This is a genomic window from Neorhizobium fuzhouense (assembly GCF_042611105.1).
In the GTDB taxonomy this organism is placed as follows: Bacteria; Pseudomonadota; Alphaproteobacteria; order Rhizobiales; family Rhizobiaceae; genus Neorhizobium; species Neorhizobium galegae_A.
In genome coordinates this window covers 506,488-523,287 of record NZ_JBHFFP010000001.1, presented here as the reverse complement: position 1 = coordinate 523,287, position 16,800 = coordinate 506,488, and the positions used below count along the sequence as shown (strand labels likewise).

The window sequence follows — 16,800 nt, the reverse complement described above, 5'->3', positions numbered from 1 at the left end:
GTCCTTCATGCCGATCAGCTCCCTTTCTCTTTCCCGGCGCCATCTGATGGGCGGCGTGGCCGCAACCGCCGCAAGCCTGCCGGTCGTCGGCATGGCTTCCAAGGCTTTTGCGGTGGACCTGCCCGATTCGACCGGCTCGGTGGATATGGCAGCCGTGCTGAAGCCCGGTCCGCTGCCGGAAATGGCGCTGGGTGAGGCCAATGCGCCCGTCACCATCGTCGAATACATGTCGATGACCTGCCCGCACTGCGCCCATTTCCACACCACCACCTTCGAGCCGATCAAGCAGAAGTATATCGACACCGGCAAGGTGCGCTTCATCGTGCGCGAATTCCCCTTCGATCCGGTCGCGACGGCTGCCTTCATGCTGGCGCGCTGCAACCCGCAGAAGCCGTCGGAGCTGTCCGACGCCAACACCTATTTCGCCATGGTCTCGATGCTGTTCAAGCAGCAGCGCGCCTGGGCAGCGCCGGCCGACGGCAATGTGCGCGCAGCACTCCTGCAAAACTCGAAACTTGCCGGTTTTACACAGGAGAGCTTCGAAGCCTGCTTGACGAACCAGAAGCTTCTCGATGATGTGAACGCCACGATGAAGCGCGGTGCCGACGAGTTCAAGGTGAACTCCACGCCCACCTTCCTGATCAATGGCAAACATTATTCTGGAGACATGTCGGTTGAAGTCATGTCTGCCCTCATCGACAGCCTTCTCTGATCCGACCGTTTTCATCACAGCGGGCGCCGGCGAAAGCCGTGCGCCCGTTTTTTATGGGGTGGCGGGGGAGCTTGCGGGCAGGTTGGCGTGTGGGATTACCCCCGGTCGCCCGGCAGGGCAGAGGGGGGTAAATCTCAGCCACAGCGGAAACCATCGTCCTTCCGGCGTCCACACACCTGCCATCGGGGGTGCCCGATGAAATTCAACAAGCTGCGTGTCGTCGGCTTCAAGTCCTTCGTGGAACCGACCGAATTCGTCATCGAACCGGGCCTCACCGGCGTTGTCGGGCCGAACGGTTGCGGCAAGTCGAACCTGGTCGAGGCGCTGCGTTGGGTGATGGGCGAAAATTCCTACAAGAACATGCGCGCCTCCGGCATGGACGACGTGATCTTTTCCGGCTCCGGCCATCGTCCGGCGCGCAATTCGGCGGAAGTGGCGCTCTATCTCGACAATAGCGATCGCACCGCGCCGTCGGGCTTCAACGACAGTGATGAAATCCAGGTGTCGCGCCGCATCGAGCGCGAGCAGGGCTCGCTCTACCGCATCAATGGCAAGGAAGCGCGCGCCAAGGATGTGCAACTGCTGTTTGCTGATGCCTCCACCGGTGCCCGCTCCCCCTCCATGGTGGGGCAGGGGCGTATCGGTGAACTGATCCAGGCAAAGCCGCAGGCGCGCCGCCAGCTGCTGGAAGAGGCGGCCGGCATTTCGGGCCTGCATTCCAGGCGCCACGAGGCGGAACTGCGCCTGCGCGCCGCCGAAACCAATCTGGAGCGGCTGGAGGATGTGACCTCCCAGCTCGAAAGCCAGATCGAGAGCCTGAAGCGCCAGGCGCGGCAGGCCAACCGCTTCAAGATGCTGTCGGCCGATATCCGCGAGCGCGAGGCCATGCTCCTGCATATCCGCTTTGTTCTGGCGCGCGACGCCGAAAACGAGGCAATGAGCGCGCTCAACATCGCAACCTCGCTGGTGGCGGAACGGGCGCAGGAGCAGATGGAGGCGGCCAAGGCGCAAGCCATCGCCAGCCTGAAACTGCCGGAACTGCGCGAGGCGGAAGCCGCTGCCGGAGCCGCCCTCCAGCGTCTGCAGATCGCGCGCAGCCAGCTGGAAGAAGAAGCCGGCCGCCTCCTGCGCCGCCGCGACGATCTTGCCCGCCGTCTCGCCCAGCTTGCCGAAGACATCCGCCGCGAAGAGCAGCTGATGGCGGAAAATGCCGAAGTGATTGCCCGTCTTGATGGCGAGGAAGAGGAACTCGGCGCGCTTCTGGCGCAATCGGGCGAGGAGGCGGAGGAAACCCGCGAACTGTTTGCGGAGGCTGCCGCGCGACTTGCCGAAAGCGAACGTCTTTTTGCCGCCGTCACGGCCGAGCGCGCCGAGGCCGCCGCCGGCCGCAGCCAGCTGGAGCGCACGATCCGCGAGATCGCCGACCGGCGCGGGCGGCTCGACCGCCAGCTTGCCGAGGCGAAGGCGGAGGCCGATGCGCTTGGCGAGAAGCTTTCGCAATTGCCCGATCCGGAGGAACGCCGCGAGGCGGTGGAGGCGGCCGAGAGCGCCGTCGAGGAGGCGGCACTTGCCATCGAGGATGTCGATGCGTCCCTGGCGCGCGCGCGCCAGAGCGAGATGGAGGCACGCCGTCCGGTGGAGGCCGCCCGCGCCAGCCTCAACGGCCTTGAAACCGAAGCCCGCACCATTCGCCGCATGCTGGCCGCCGGCACCGCCGCCGGAAGCTTTACGCCGGCCGCGGAACTGATCCGCGTCGATCGTGGGTTCGAGACGGCGCTGGGGGCCGCCCTTGGCGATGATCTCGACAGCCCCCTTGATGCCGAAGCACCTGCCTATTGGGCCGGCAATGGCGATGGCGCTGGTGATCCCGCCCTGCCGGAGGGCGTTGCCCCGCTTGCCCGCCATGTGATCGCGCCCCAGCCCTTGTCCCGCCGCCTCAACCAGATCGGCGTGATCGATGCGGGTGATGCGGCGCGCCTTCTGCCGCTTCTGAAACCCGGTCAGCGTCTCGTCACTAGGGACGGTGCCGTCTACCGCTGGGACGGGCATGTCACCGGGTCGGAAGCGCCGAGTGCGTCTGCCCTTCGCCTTGCCCAGAAGAACCGGCTGTCGGAACTGGAAGCGGAGGTGGACGAGGCGCAGATCGTGCTGTCGGAGGCCGAAAGCCTGCTGGCGGACGCCGGCGCTGCCATCCGCGTCGAGGAGGATCGGCTCGCCGAAGCGCGCGAGCGGTCGCGCCTTCTCCAGCGGACACTGTCGGATGCCCGTGAGCTCTTGGCGCAGGCCGAGCGCGCCGCCGGCGACCTGATGCGCCGCCGCGACGTGGTGGACAGTGCGGTGCGGCAGTTCGAAAGCCAAGTCGAGGAATCGAAGGCGCAGGAAGAGGGGGCCCGCGCCGAGCTGGAAGACGCCCCGGATCTTTCCGAAGTCGAGCGCCGGCTGGCGGAACAGCAGCTTGCCGTGGCAACCGATCGCGCAAGCCTTGCCGAGGCGCGCGCCCGCCACGAAGGCTTTGCGCGCGAGATCGAAGGCCGTCGCCGCCGTCTTTCCGCCATTGCCCAGGAGCGCCAGAGCTGGACGAGCCGGGCGGCGAGCGCCGAACACCAGATCGCCACCCTTCGCGAACGCGAGGAGGAGGCCCGCGAGGAGGTGGCCGATCTCGATCTGGCGCCGGAGGAATTTGACGACAAGCGCCGCGCGCTGATCAACGAGCTGGACAAGGCAGAGGCCGCAAGGCGGGCGGCCGGCGATGCGCTGGCCGAGGCCGAAACCCGCCAGCGCGAGGCAGACCGGCTTGCCGCGACCGCGCTTGCGGCGCTTGCCGATGCACGCGAAAAGCGCGGGCGCGCCGAGGAGCGGCTGGTCTCCACCGCCGAGCGTCGCCACGACATGGAAAACGCCATTCGTCAGGCCTTGAACGTCGAGCCGCACGAGGCCTTCCGGCTGGCGGGCCTTGCGCCGGGGGCAGCCCTTCCCGATACGGCGATCGTCGAGCGCGACGTCGACCGGCTGAAGATCGAGCGCGAGCGGCTGGGCGCCGTCAACCTGCGCGCCGAGGAGGAGCAGAAGGAGCTTTCCGACAAGCTGTCCGCCCTCATCAAGGAACGCGACGATATCATCGATGCCATCCGCAAGCTGCGCTCGGCGATCCAGAGCCTGAACCGCGAGGGGCGCGAACGCTTGCTTGCCGCCTTCGATGTGGTGAACGCGCAGTTCCAGCGGCTGTTTACCCATCTCTTCAACGGCGGCACGGCCGAACTGCAGCTCATTGAAAGCGACGACCCGCTGGAGGCCGGTCTGGAAATTCTGGCGCGTCCGCCCGGCAAGAAGCCGCAGACCATGACGCTGCTGTCCGGCGGCGAGCAGGCGCTGACGGCGATGGCGCTGATCTTTGCCGTCTTCCTCACCAATCCGGCCCCGATCTGCGTGCTGGACGAAGTGGACGCGCCGCTCGACGACCACAATGTGGAACGCTACTGCAACCTGATGGACGAGATGGCGGCTTCCACCGAGACCCGCTTCGTCATCATCACCCATAACCCGATCACCATGGCGCGGATGAACCGCCTGTTCGGCGTTACCATGGCCGAACAGGGGGTAAGCCAGCTGGTGTCGGTCGATCTGCAGACGGCTGAACTGCTGCGCGAGGCAGTCTGACCGCATCGTCTGGCAGCACCCGAACCCGGAAGGAGCCGCATGTTCAAATCCATGGCCCTTGCCTTGCTGGCGCCGACCCTTGCCCTCGCGCAGCCGGCCGGCCCGGCCCCTGCGGTCTCGGCGCCAGCGCCGACGGCGGCTTCAACGCAGGCGGTGAAATCCGGTCGCTACCTTCATGAGGTCATCGCCAGCTCGCCCGCGCATGAGGCGACGCTGCGTCAGCTTTTGCGCCCGGCGCCGAAATTGCCGAGCTGGGTGCGCAACATGGTCGCCACCACGCGCTATGTTTCTGGCGCCTCGGAGGCCGTCGAGGTGGACGGGCAGCCGTTCGAGCTGTTCGGGGCCTGCCTTCCCCGCCAATGCGCGGAAAGCCGCATGCGTCTCGTCTTTTCCCCCGATGGACGTCAGGCCATGGCACTGATTGCCGATGCGCGCGACGGCGAAATCCTCCTCGGGAGCCCGCCTCCGGCGGTGCTCACCCTGCTGCGAAAGCCGGGCATCTGACCGCCGCATGGCGGCCGCATCGATCTCCCGCTTCTGCATGGGCAATCGGCCTGCGCTTTGCCGTCAGACCCGGCGCCGGCTGATCCGTTGCGGGACGATCAGTGCGAGCCGCGTGTCCCGACCCCGCACGCCACCAACCAAAGGTGGATCCATTTTTGGATATACACGAAAATCGGAAAATTGCCGTTGCGCAAAGCTCTGTCGACGTTGTATGCCTATAGCACGCCCTTGACGGCTTCGGGCGAGACGACATGCGCTGTTTGAGGCTAGGCAGCCCCAAAGCGTCATCCATGTAAATGTTTGATGTTTTGCTATATTACACTATAATGAAATCCATCAGGGGCACACCCTGTCTTAACGTTTCACGTACCCCCCGGCGGGGTTCCTGTACCTGCCGGAAGACTTTGCGGGGCCGGAGCAGGCGGCCCCGCAAAGTCTGACTTTCTCCCGTAATGAATTCGTTTTGCCCGGTTGTCAGGGCCGCTTGAGGCGGCTTCAGGACATTTTGAGCGGCTCCATCTCAAGCCAGACAAGCCGCGGGTCTGCGCGCCGCGCTCTAAAAAAACACCGCCACCTGTCTTCGCCACATCACCGCATCGGCCGCGCGCCCTGTCCTGTCTCGATAGCGGGCGATTCCCCATGGCGAGTGGGCCGGCTGCGCTTTTTCCAGAACACTGGTCTTGCCGTCGTGCACGATGTCTGCGGGGGGGGGCGGAAACACGTCGGAGAGGCGTTTCTGCTGCGATGCAGCATGATGCCGGTTTCCAAGTGCCGTGCGATCCTGTAAATGCTTGGTAAAACAAGAAGCAGTCCATGCTCGGCTGGAGGAGCGACATGAGCAAATGGGTCTATCGTTTCGGCGGAGGCAAGGCGGACGGACGGGCCAGTGATAACGCCTTGCTGGGGGGCAAGGGCGCGCATCTGGCCGAGATGGCAGCACTCGGCCTGCCGGTGCCGCCGGGGCTGACGATCGTCACCGACGCCTGCCTGCATTACTTTTCAAGCGGCCGCATCCTTCCCGACACGCTGAAAGCGCAGGTGCTGGAAGGGCTTGCCGAGATGGAGGCGCTGACCGGACGCACTTTTGGCGGGGCGTCGCATCCGCTGCTTCTCTCCGTGCGCTCCGGCGGGCGCGCCTCCATGCCTGGCATGATGGACACGGTGCTGAACCTTGGCCTCAACGACCAGACGGTGCAGGCGCTTGGCCACGATGCCGGCGATGCGCGCTTTGCCTGGGACAGCTACCGCCGCTTCATCCAGATGTATGGCGATGTGGTCATGGGGCTCGATCACGACGTGTTCGAGGAAATTCTCGAGGACGAGAAGGCGCGGCTCGGCCATGACTACGACACCGATCTGTCGGCCGTCGAATGGCAGCATGTGGTCTCGCTCTACAAGCAGGTGATCGTCGAGGAACTGGGCGAAGCCTTTCCGCAGGATCCGCATGTGCAGCTGTGGCGGGCGATTGCCGCGGTGTTTTCCAGCTGGAACAATGCCCGCGCCGTGACCTATCGCACGCTCCACAAGATCCCGCACGAGTGGGGAACGGCCGTCACCGTGCAGACCATGGTGTTCGGCAATCTCGGCTCATCGTCCGCCACCGGCGTTGCCTTCACCCGCAATCCCTCGACGGGCGAAAAGACCCTCTACGGCGAGTTCCTCACCAATGCCCAGGGTGAGGATGTGGTGGCCGGCATCCGCACGCCGCAATCGCTGACGGAGGAGGGGCGCATCGCCTCCGGCTCGGAAAAGCCCTCGATGGAAAAGCTGATGCCGGAGGTGTTTTCGCAGTTCAAGGCGATCTGCGCCCGGCTCGAGCGCCATTACGGCGATATGCAGGACGTGGAATTCACCGTCGAGCGCGGCACGCTGTGGATGCTGCAGACGCGCGCGGCCAAGCGCACCACGAAGGCCGCCATGAAGGTGGCGGTCGACATGGTGGATGAGGGGCTGATTTCGGAAGAAGACGCCATCTGCCGCATCGACCCGCCCTCACTTGACCAGCTGCTGCATCCGACCATCGATCCGCGCGTGGAGCGGGTGGTGATCGGATCGGGCCTGCCGGCCTCGCCGGGCGCGGCGTCGGGCGAAATCGTCTTTACCTCGGAGGCTGCGGTGGAAGCCGAAGCCGAGGGGCGCAAGGTGGTGCTGGTGCGCATCGAAACCAGCCCGGAAGACATTCATGGCATGCATGTGGCCGAAGCCATCTTCACCACGCGCGGCGGTATGACCAGCCATGCGGCGGTGGTGGCGCGCGGCATGGGCATTCCGTGCGTCGTCGGAGCCGGTGGTCTGCGTGTCGACCTGCGCAACGAGCTGCTGATCGGCCCGGGCTTCACGCTGAAGCGCGGCGATATCGTCACCGTCGATGGCTCGTCCGGCCATCTGATGAAGGGTGAGGTGCCGATGATCCAGCCCGCTCTGTCGGGCGATTTCGGCCGCCTGATGGCCTGGGCGGACAAGGGGCGCCGCATGACGGTGCGCACCAATGCCGACACACCGACGGATGCGCGCGCCGCCCGCTCTTTTGGCGCCGAAGGTATCGGGCTCTGCCGCACCGAGCACATGTTCTTCGAGGGCGGCCGCATCCATGTGATGCGCGAGATGATCCTGGCCGAAGACGAGGCCGGCCGCCGGGCGGCTCTGAAGAAGCTTCTGCCCATGCAGCGCTCGGATTTCACCGAGCTTTTCACCATCATGTCGGGCCTTCCGGTAACGATCCGCCTGCTTGATCCGCCGCTCCATGAATTCCTGCCGAAGACGGCGCAGGAGATCGAGGAAGTGGCCGCCGCCATGGACATGGAGCCGGCGCTTCTGTCGCGCCGGGTGGAGGCGCTGCACGAGTTCAACCCGATGCTGGGCCATCGCGGCTGCCGGCTGGCGATTTCCTATCCGGAAATCGTCGAAATGCAGGCGCGCGCCATCTTCGAGGCCTCCGCCGCTGCAGCCAAGGCCACCGGCGCTGCCGTCGCGCTCGAAATCATGGTGCCGCTGGTCGGCCTTCGCACGGAGCTCGATTACGTCAAGGCCTGCATCGACACGGTGGCTGCCGATGTATCGAAGGAAACCGGCATGGCGATTGGCTATCTCGCCGGCACGATGATCGAGCTGCCGCGGGCCGCCCTTCGCGCCCATGTGATTGCCGAAACCGCCGAATTCTTCTCCTTCGGCACCAATGACCTGACCCAGACGACCTTCGGCATTTCGCGTGACGATGCGGCAAGCTTCATCCCCACCTACCAGCGCAAGGGCATCATCGTGCATGATCCGTTCATCTCGCTGGATTTCGACGGTGTCGGCGAACTCATCCGCCTTGCCGCCGAACGCGGCCGCAAGACGCGACCGGACCTGAAGCTCGGCATCTGCGGCGAACACGGCGGCGATCCGGCCTCCATCCGCTTCTGCGAAGAGGTGGGCCTCGACTACGTCTCCTGCTCGCCGTTCCGTGTGCCGATCGCACGGCTAGCAGCAGCCCAGGCGGCAATCGAGGAGCGGCGCAAGGGGCGGGAATAACGCTCTTCGTTGCTGGCCGTCGTTGTTTTCGGATAGTTCTATCACAAGGACAAGATCCTTGTTGTAATGGGAACCACCGGGGCATCCAAAAATTCAATCCCGCTGCGGACGGTATCACGCTGCCAAACAGGCTCGACGCCTCCGCGATGGTATGGTAATTGTGGTCTAAATTTCGATATAATAGAGAGCTTTTGATTTGCGAACGGTGATTTTGAAGAACACGAGTGTGAGTGTCTCCCGTTTTGTTTTCGGCACCGCAAGTTTATTCAACGTTGGGCGGGCCCAAGAGCGTCTCAATCTGCTCAGTGCTGTGGTTGATGCTGGCTTTTCGCATTTCGACACTGCACCCTACTACGGCTTTGGATTTGCCGAGAGAGATCTGGCGCCGGTATTGAAGGCCAACCCCCACGTCACTGTAACAACAAAGGTTGGAATATATTCTCCGGGAGGTGAGGCCCAGAGTCACCCCGGCGTTTTTCTGAGGAAGGCGGCGGGACGTCTGGTGAAATCAATTTCGCGCCCGGAAATTGATTTCTCGATTGCCCGAGCCAAGAGTACTTTGGAGGGTAGTCTTCGACGCCTAGGGCGAGACTGCATCGACATCTACACACTTCACGAACCGGAGGCGTCGCTTGTTCAGTTTGACGAATGGCGCAACTGGATGGAGGCCTGCGTCGTTGAGGGAAAGGTGCGGACTTTCGGGGCGGCTCTCACGGCCGATAGACTGGAAGGTATTCTTGGTAAAGGGCTGGATGTTGGACCGTTTGTCCAGGTTGCCGACAGTCTTGATAAAAAGGAGGCAGATATCCTGCCTCTGAATGGACGGCCCTTTCAGATCACTTACGGCTATGTGTCCGCTGCTCTCCACGCGGGAACGGCTACCTCTGTGCCGCAGGTACTGAGGCAGGCGCTTCAGCGCAACAGCGAAGGAGCTGTGATTGTCAGTTCGACGAAGATCTCGCGCCTTGGCCAATATGCTGCCCTTCTGACGGAGGTCGAGCGTGATCGATGATCTCACAGGCAAAGGACTGTTGGAGGAGACCGCTGACTTTATCGTCATCGGTGCGGGCACCGTGGGCCTCCCATTTTGTACGGAACTTGCGTCCGTCACAGGCCGCCGGGTCATTTGTATCGAATCGGGCGGGCAAAGCCAGGATCAGGAAACGCATCCGTTAAATGACGTGGTGCATCTGGCTCAGCCTTATGAGGGTGCACAGAAGGGCAGATTCCGGTGCCTGGGTGGAACTTCTAGTCGCTGGGGTGGCGCCCTGATCCCCTTCCAGCACGCGGATCTTGCCAACGCGGGCTGGCCGGTGAGCCTTGATGATCTCCTTCCGTATGTTCCCAAGGTCGAGCAAATGTTCGGGCTCACCGGCGGTCCCTATGTGGATGAGGCCTTTCCGTTGGAACTTGCCCCCAATTACGTTGCGCGACTTGCAAAATGGCCGTCGTTCAAGAAGCGCAACGTCGTCAATGTGGTAGGAGACAAAGCGCAGAGCCTGCAAAATCTGCAGGTCTGGCTTAACGCAACAGTAACGGGCATTCATTGCGAAGCATCCGGCGCATCGGTGGATGTTGTTGCAGAGACAGCATCCGGCGATCTGCTCAAAGCATCAGCTCCGCGCCTTATCATTGCTGCAGGCGCCATTGAGACCACTCGCCTTGCGCTTCTCATTCGTGAGCAGAATACCCCAATCTCCGGTGCCTTGAGCCCCTTGATCGGACATTATTTTACCGATCATATTTCTATCGGAGTAGCCGAAATACGTCCTGCCGACGCGACGGCTTTGAACAAGGTTGTGGGGTTTCGGTTCGAACCTGGCGGCGCTATGCGTAATATCAGGTTCGAGTTCTCCAATCAGGCAGAATTACGGTCGGACCTGCCTCCAAGCTTCGTCCATGTGGGCTTCGAAGTTGACAAGCCCGGAGGGTTTGATGCCCTTAGGGAAGTTTTCCGCTGGTTGCAACAGCGGCGGTTTCCGCCACCCCACGTAATTGTTGACCTTGCCAAGGGACTGCCTTGGCTTATCCGCGCAATGTGGTGGCGGTTCGTGCATAAGCGACTGCTGTATCCGGATGCCTCTCGTCTGGTGACACATGTCGTCATCGAGCAAACGCCTGAGGCGAACAATTTCATCGCGCTCAGTGGTGACCGGGTTGACGATTATGGAGTGCCTCTGGCGGAAATCAGATGGCAGATCAGCGAAGCGGACATTCAAAAACTTCAGGATGTCAGCGACGCTTTCGAGAAGACCTGGAATACCGCCGGCTTCACTCGGTTTGGGACATGGAATGGCTATCCAAAAAGCGAAATCGGCCAGAAGTTGACGCATTCGGGCGGCATCTTCCATCCAACCGGTTCAACCCGCATGGGGGAAGACCGCCAGTCGGGGGTAGTTGACCAGGATCTGCGCATGTTTGGTGCGCCTCAGGTCCAGCTTTTGGCGACATCGGTGCTCCCAACAGGCGGCGGAGCTAATCCAACAATGATGCTGTTGCTTCTGGCTATGCGCTGCGTTGCTCAGCATGATGTTTCGTCCCCCGCCACCCAGTCCGCGATGCCTTGAAACGTCTCCTCCCAGGTCGGTAGCGTTGTGCCGAAGGTCCACGCTCGGTCCGCCTGGTCCTGGAGCCGTCCCGGGTTTTCGAGAAGGGCCGCGATCTTTCCGGCCATGGCTTTTGCATCGTCGTCCGGCGCTTCGATGATGCCGCCGGAAGCCCAGGTGGCGACGGCGCCGGATGCGGTGGTGATCACGGGCACGCCATGGCGAAAGGCTTCGGCAATCGCCATGCCATAGCCCTCGAAACGGGAGGCGGCGATATAAAGATCGGTCTCTTGCCACACCGTTTCGAGCGCCTCGTGGCTTAGATCACCGGAAAAGACGAGGCGATCGTGAAGGCCAAGCGCCAGCGCGTTCTCCTGAAGGGCTCGCAGAAGCGCCGGATCGCGGGCCGGATCGCCGACGATCGTCCAGCGCCAGCCGGTCTTCGGCAAAAAAGCTGCCACATCCAGGCAATAGTCGTAGCGCTTGCGGGCAATCACCGCCCCGACCGAGAGGAGATGGCGCGGCCCGGCCATGCCATGAGAGCGGTCCTTGCCCGCCGTGCCCCGGACTGCCGGGCGATTTCCCGGAACGGCGACGCGGATGCGGTGTTCGGCCACGCCGTAATGCTGCTGAAGGTAGTACGCCGTCTGCGGCGAGGTCACAAGGATCCGGCTGGCGCGAGAGACCGCCTGTGCTTCACGCTCACGCAGCGCCGGATCGGTCTGCGCCGGCCCGCCCTGTTCCTCGACCAGCGAATGGTGAAAGATCGCCACCACCGGATTCTGTATGGCCTGAAATACCTCCTGGAGATCCACCAGATAGAGATGGTCGGTCAGGATGACGGTGTTTTGCGGCAGCGCGCTCAAGCATTCGGCAAGGCTTGCGCGTTCTTGGAGCGGGACGGTCGGAAAGCCCGTGTCGAGCGTGATCGGCACCGGCGCACCGTGCTGGCCTGTCAGCGCCTCGATGAGCCTGGCATTGTAGACATAGCCGCCCGTCAACGGGGCATAATCGGCACTGGCGAGAAAGGCGACCGGGACAGGCGCGGAAGAAGACAAACGGAAACTCCGGGTAAGCGCGGGCAGGTTACCGCCGATCTACGATCACCCGCCGCTCGAGGATCACCGGCTGATCGAACATCATGCTGCGGGTCTGGAAGGCGCGCATGTCGGCGCGGCGGTCGAGATCGAGGTCGAGCAGGCAGCGTGCCATGGCATCGGTTGCCGGGCGGAAGCCATAGCCGGCGCAGATGCGCTCGTCGGCGGCCCGCCGTTCCTCCGGCGTCATCGTCTGGCAGCCGGCGAGACCGGCCGCGACACAGATCAGCAGCGGCAGGAGGGGGCGGGGAAGGCGCATGGCAAAACTCCTTGTTCAAGGGCGGCAGGTGACGCAACCGCGCGCATGTCATAGAAGATAGAGAGAATGACAAGACGGAAAGCGCCCGTCGCAGATTTCCGTCCGCCGTGAAGAGCAGAGACCATGCCATGACCGTACGTTTCGTCAGACCGGTGTCGAGGGCAGCCTATGCCGGAAAATGGCTTGCCCAGGCATCGCTCCTGCTTCTCGTGCTGTCGGGGCTCGGCCACCGATTCGGGCCGCTCGCCACGCCGCAGTTTGCCGCACTGGTGCTGATGGCGGGTGCCATGGCAGCATTGAGCGTGCCGCTTGCAATCATCGGCCTTCTCAGCCTCTGGCAGGTTGGCGCGCGCGCCGGCACCGCGTCTGCCAAGGCGCTCGTCTATGCAGCGCTGCCGCTCGGCCTTCTCGCCTATGCCGGCTTTCTCTATGAAACGCGGCCGTGCCTCTTCGATGTGACGACCGACATCATCGATCCGCCGGCCTGGAAAACCCCGCCGGTCGCCCGCCAGATCTGGCTGCCGCGGCCGAGTGCGGTTTCCGCGGCGGATCGGCAGGCGCAGGAGAAGGCCTATCCCGGCCTCACCGGACGGCGTTACGAGGGCGCGCTCGACCGTGTCTACCAGGCCGTGATCACGGTTGCCCGCGCCAACCGCATGACGCTCCACACGGAGCGGCCGGTGCCGCGGGAAAAGCCGGCCGTTCCCGAAACCCCGGTGGTGGAGGCGCTGCCGGCCGCTCCAGGCGCCGGGACGGCACGAAAGGGTGCGGCATCGGGCATGCCGGACGTCATTCCCATTCCGCTGCCGCGTCCCTCCTTCGGCATCGCCGTGCCGCTGCAGGGTGCGGGTCTTGATCCGGCGCAGGGCGGCGATCTCATTTTGCAGGGGCAAACCCGCACGCTGATCCTCGGCTTTCCCTTCGATGTGGTGATCCGCCTCAGCGAGGAGGCAGAAACGACCTTTGTCGACATGCGCGTTGCGGTGCGCTACGGCCCGCATGACCTGGGAGAGGGCGCCGAGATCGCGCAATCCTTCCTGCGCGCGCTTGATGCGGAACTTTTGGGAATTGCCGCCGAGTAGGCACTGATCGGCCGGCCATTGCCCGTCCTGTCGGCCAGCCGCAAAATCGAAAAAAACCGTCAGCCGGGGCGGTAGCGGCTGGAAAGGCCGGGTGGCCCCTCGCAGATCACCTGACCGCGCGCCACCAGATCTTCTAGATGCGCCAGAACGGAGAGGGCAGCTGCGCCATGCAGGCGCACGTCGGTGGAGGCGTAAATGGTCGCCACCATGTCAGCAATCGCGGTGTCTCCAGCCTTCACCCGTTCCAGGATGGCGCGCTCGCGCATGCGCCTGTGGGTGCGAAGCCCGCGCAGGAAGGCCGGTGGGTCGGCAACCGGCCCGCCATGGCCGGGAAAGAAGATGCGGTCCTGCCGGCCGAGCAGCATTTCAAGCGAGGCCATGAAATCGCCCATCGATCCGTCCGGCGGTGCAACCACGGTCGTTGCAAAGGCCATCACATGATCGGCGGAAAACAGGATGCCGCTGTCCTCCAGCGCAAAGCCGGTGTGGTTTGCCGTGTGGCCGGGGGTGTGGATCGCCGAGAGCGTAAAGCCGTCGCCCTCCACCACCGCGCCATCGGCAAGCGCAAGGTCGGGGATAAAGGCGGTGTCGCTGCTTTCGGCAAAGGGATTGACCTCCCCCGCATGCAAGGGGCGGGCGGCGCGATGCGGCCCTTCGGCCACCGTGATCGCGCCGGTTTCCGCCTTGATGCGGGCGGCCAGCGGCGAGTGGTCGCGATGCGTGTGGCTGACCAGGATATGGGTCAGCCGACGCCCCTTCAGCGCCCGCATCAGCGCCTCGAAATGCGCCTCGTTCTCCGGCCCCGGATCGATCAGCGCCACGTCGCGGCCGCGCCCGATGAGATAGGAATTGGTGCCGGCAAAGGTAAACGGCGAAGGGTTGTTGCAGGTGATACGCCACACACCCTCTGCCACCTTTACCGCCTCGCCATAGGCGGGCTCAAAATCAAGATCGAAATGCGGCGTGTCCATGCCTTGCAAACCTGTTTTACGATGTCTGTTGCCGCCACTCGGCGGGACTTTGGCGTTCAAACCCGCAATTTGCCCGGCCGGGTCGACACCCGGCCCCCTGAAGCTGACCGACCGAACCCTATCGCCTGATGCCGCTGCCTCGCCTGCCGGGCTGGCGCTTCCCCTTACTTGTACTCGATCTCGATGAAGGACATGGGTTCGGTCCCGGCATTGACGACATTGTGCTCGGTACCGGCATCGCGCCGGTATGCCGCCCCTTTTTCGATTTCCACCCGCCGTTCGCTGCCCCCTTCCTCGATCAGGAAGGAGCAATCGGTCATCGGCACCACCACATAGCCGAGGCCATGGGTATGCACGCCGGTATCGGCTCCGGGCTCGAAATCCCAGCGGATGATCCGCACCACGGCATCATCCACAAGTGTGGTGGCAATGGCCGGCGGTCGGGCGCGGTACTGGCTCATGACGTCTCCAGGAATGGTGATGGTTCTGAAAGAGGAAAGAGAATTCCGGTGAAGACCGGTAACCGACAGTCTCCGCTCCATCGGGTTTTACGCGGTCTGGACACAAAACCACCCATGCAGTTCTGCTGGACATGCTCTACCATGCAGGTGGTTTTCGCGCACAGAAAACTTTTCAGGCGATAAACTTAGTGATTGTGACGCGCCGGGAGCTTTGCTAATGCAGGCGCACCCGGACGGCCAAGGCGGCACCCCTGCCTCAACGCCATCCACGGTGGGGCGTCGCCAAGCGGTAAGGCACCGGTTTTTGGTACCGGCATTCCCAGGTTCGAATCCTGGCGCCCCAGCCATTTTTTCCTCGCCGAAACTTTAGCAATGGGCAAACGTCTTCGACGCACGTTGGACGGTGGCGCCGGACTTTGTTCGTACAGCGGGTTCGCTGGAGAGCCACGATTTGCCCTGGTGGAGGATGGAGCGCGGGTCATTCGCGACAAGTTCGAGCCACGACCCGGTCGCCCCTGGTGATCCGCCTCGCCGTGCTGGCCGCCGTGAAGAAAGATTTTCCGGGACATGGCATCAAAGCCTTGCTGCTGCCCAAGCTAGACAGTCAGCCCAGTGACATCGGGCATAGGGGTGGCCGGGTGCAAGGCAGGCCACATTTTTCTGGGGCGGGGCAAGCCACTGTCAACCAACGGCGCAGCCTGATGGCTGCGGCAGATTGAGCGCTCAGGAGAGGCCGCTATGGTCCTGCTGCCAGGTTCGGCTCTTTTGGTCCAGTCGACCGTCCGAAGGGAGGTCCTCTTCTTCTATTCGGCGGCCGTGAAGGCTAGGCCTGTGGCGCTTTCGCTAAAGGAGCGCCTCGTAAATCCGCTTGTAGGCGGTCGACATGCCGGTGGCTGTGAAATTTTTCTCATAGCGCCTTCTCGCATTGACGCCGAAACGAAACGCGGATGCTTCGTCATTCCACAATGTCGTCATCGCGGCAGCCAATGCATCGGCATCGGACGGCGGGACAACCAGCCCGGTTTCTCTGTCGAGATTGACGTAACTCGTGCCAGTCCCCAGTTCGCAGGAGATCATGGGCTTCGAGCGTATCTGCGCCTCCACGAGCGACAGACCGAACGCCTCCGAACGCAGGTGAGAGGGAAAGACCAAGCCTAGGCTGAGATCGATGATGGTCATCTTGTCGCTGTCGGGCAAGGCACCAAGAAGATGAACATTGGTCAATCTTCCGCGGCGTATCTGCTCTTCCAGTTCACCTTTCATCGGTCCATCGCCGATAAGAACAACGTCGAGGCCGGATTTTCTTGCGGCTTCGACAAGGACGTGGAGCCCTTTGTAATATCGGAGAACCCCCACGAAAAGAAAGAACCGCGGCGGTAATTTCGCTCTCCATGCCGCGCTCACTGCCGTGTCGACGGGCGGATAGGCCCTCTCGTCCAGCCCCAGCGGCACAACGCTCGTCTTGGCCGCAAAGCGCTGCAGCACGTCGCTTGACCGCAGGTAGTTGGGAGAGGTCGCCACGATATGATCGACATCTGCGAGAAACCGCAGCATTAGCGGTGTATAGAGCCTGAGGAGATGCTTCTGCTTGATGATATCGGAGTGATAGGTGACGACCGACGGCTTGCCGTGGCGTACGGCAAGATGAACCAGGTCCATCCACGGCCACGGAAAATGGTAGTGAATGATGTCGGCTTGTGCACTCAGCTCCTTGAACCGACGGAACACGCTCAGCGAACATCCGGTCGAGGCGACATCCAGGTCGAGTTTTGATTTCAGCGCCCTGTGACCGTCGAAATCGACAGAATTCTCCGTAGGCTTGCGGCTCAGCGACAGGACGGTCGTTTCGATGCCGTACTGCCTTGTTCCCGTGGCGATGGCATGGATTGTGCGCTCGATCCCTCCGAACGTGTCCGGCCAGTAGGTCTTGAAAAAATGGAGAACGTTCATTCCGGCATTCGGCTTCCGATGCGGTCTCCGCACCGGCGATGCGGATCG

Annotated in this window: 12 protein-coding genes and 1 tRNA gene; 8 read left to right on the top strand and 5 right to left on the bottom strand. The window is 63.1% G+C overall.

Going from position 1 to position 16,800, the window contains the following annotated elements:
- Positions 1-7: 7 nt before the first annotated feature.
- From ACEXP3_RS02645 to ACEXP3_RS02620, 6 genes are all read left to right on the top strand, one after another.
- Complete coding sequence (locus ACEXP3_RS02645) at positions 8-712, top strand: DsbA family protein (protein WP_210103251.1); 705 nt, start codon at positions 8-10, stop codon at positions 710-712.
- A 195-nt stretch (positions 713-907) separates the two neighbouring features.
- Positions 908-4,369: a chromosome segregation SMC family protein gene (locus tag ACEXP3_RS02640; RefSeq protein ID WP_377295852.1), complete on the top strand. Its 3,462-nt coding sequence runs from the start codon at positions 908-910 to the stop codon at positions 4,367-4,369.
- Positions 4,370-4,408: 39 nt separating this feature from the next.
- Positions 4,409-4,873 carry an Ivy family c-type lysozyme inhibitor gene (locus tag ACEXP3_RS02635; RefSeq protein ID WP_377295851.1) on the top strand — a complete coding sequence of 155 codons (465 nt, stop codon included), beginning with the start codon at positions 4,409-4,411 and terminating at the stop codon, positions 4,871-4,873.
- A gap of 834 nt (positions 4,874-5,707) precedes the next feature.
- On the top strand, positions 5,708-8,386 hold the full coding sequence (ppdK, locus tag ACEXP3_RS02630) for a pyruvate, phosphate dikinase (protein ID WP_377295850.1): 2,679 nt from the start codon (positions 5,708-5,710) through the stop codon (positions 8,384-8,386).
- 205 nt (positions 8,387-8,591) lie between these two features.
- Positions 8,592-9,398 carry an aldo/keto reductase gene (locus ACEXP3_RS02625; protein WP_377296068.1) on the top strand — a complete coding sequence of 269 codons (807 nt, stop codon included), beginning with the start codon at positions 8,592-8,594 and terminating at the stop codon, positions 9,396-9,398.
- Positions 9,388-10,953 carry a GMC oxidoreductase gene (locus ACEXP3_RS02620; RefSeq protein ID WP_377295849.1) on the top strand — a complete coding sequence of 522 codons (1,566 nt, stop codon included), beginning with the start codon at positions 9,388-9,390 and terminating at the stop codon, positions 10,951-10,953. Before ACEXP3_RS02625 ends, ACEXP3_RS02620 begins: the two co-directional genes overlap by 11 nt.
- Here the strand turns inward: ACEXP3_RS02620 and ACEXP3_RS02615 are convergent.
- Together ACEXP3_RS02615 and ACEXP3_RS02610 are read right to left on the bottom strand one after the other, a co-directional pair.
- Entirely contained in the window at positions 10,908-11,990 is a 1,083-nt protein-coding gene (locus tag ACEXP3_RS02615) for a glycosyltransferase family 4 protein (protein ID WP_377295848.1), read from the bottom strand. The genes ACEXP3_RS02620 and ACEXP3_RS02615 overlap by 46 nt on opposite strands.
- Positions 11,991-12,018: 28 nt before the next feature.
- Positions 12,019-12,288 carry a hypothetical protein gene (locus ACEXP3_RS02610; protein ID WP_377295847.1) on the bottom strand — a complete coding sequence of 90 codons (270 nt, stop codon included), beginning with the start codon at positions 12,286-12,288 and terminating at the stop codon, positions 12,019-12,021.
- Between the two features lie 128 nt (positions 12,289-12,416).
- On the opposite strand from ACEXP3_RS02610, the gene ACEXP3_RS02605 reads away from it, so the two are divergent.
- Positions 12,417-13,370, top strand: a complete 954-nt coding sequence (locus ACEXP3_RS02605; protein ID WP_377295846.1) for a DUF1499 domain-containing protein — start codon at positions 12,417-12,419, stop codon at positions 13,368-13,370.
- A 59-nt stretch (positions 13,371-13,429) separates the two neighbouring features.
- Here ACEXP3_RS02605 and ACEXP3_RS02600 read toward each other — a convergent pair whose 3' ends face one another.
- Both ACEXP3_RS02600 and ACEXP3_RS02595 read right to left on the bottom strand, forming a co-directional pair.
- Positions 13,430-14,341 (bottom strand): MBL fold metallo-hydrolase, encoded by a 912-nt coding sequence (locus tag ACEXP3_RS02600; protein WP_377295845.1) that lies wholly within the window; start codon positions 14,339-14,341, stop codon positions 13,430-13,432.
- A 164-nt stretch (positions 14,342-14,505) separates the two neighbouring features.
- Complete coding sequence (locus ACEXP3_RS02595) at positions 14,506-14,802, bottom strand: cupin domain-containing protein (protein WP_210103241.1); 297 nt, start codon at positions 14,800-14,802, stop codon at positions 14,506-14,508.
- Positions 14,803-15,074: 272 nt separating this feature from the next.
- On the opposite strand from ACEXP3_RS02595, the gene ACEXP3_RS02590 reads away from it, so the two are divergent.
- A tRNA-Gln gene (locus ACEXP3_RS02590) sits at positions 15,075-15,149 on the top strand.
- Positions 15,150-15,645: 496 nt separating this feature from the next.
- Here the strand turns inward: ACEXP3_RS02590 and ACEXP3_RS02585 are convergent.
- Positions 15,646-16,752: a glycosyltransferase gene (locus ACEXP3_RS02585; protein WP_377295844.1), complete on the bottom strand. Its 1,107-nt coding sequence runs from the start codon at positions 16,750-16,752 to the stop codon at positions 15,646-15,648.
- Positions 16,753-16,800 lie beyond the last annotated feature (48 nt).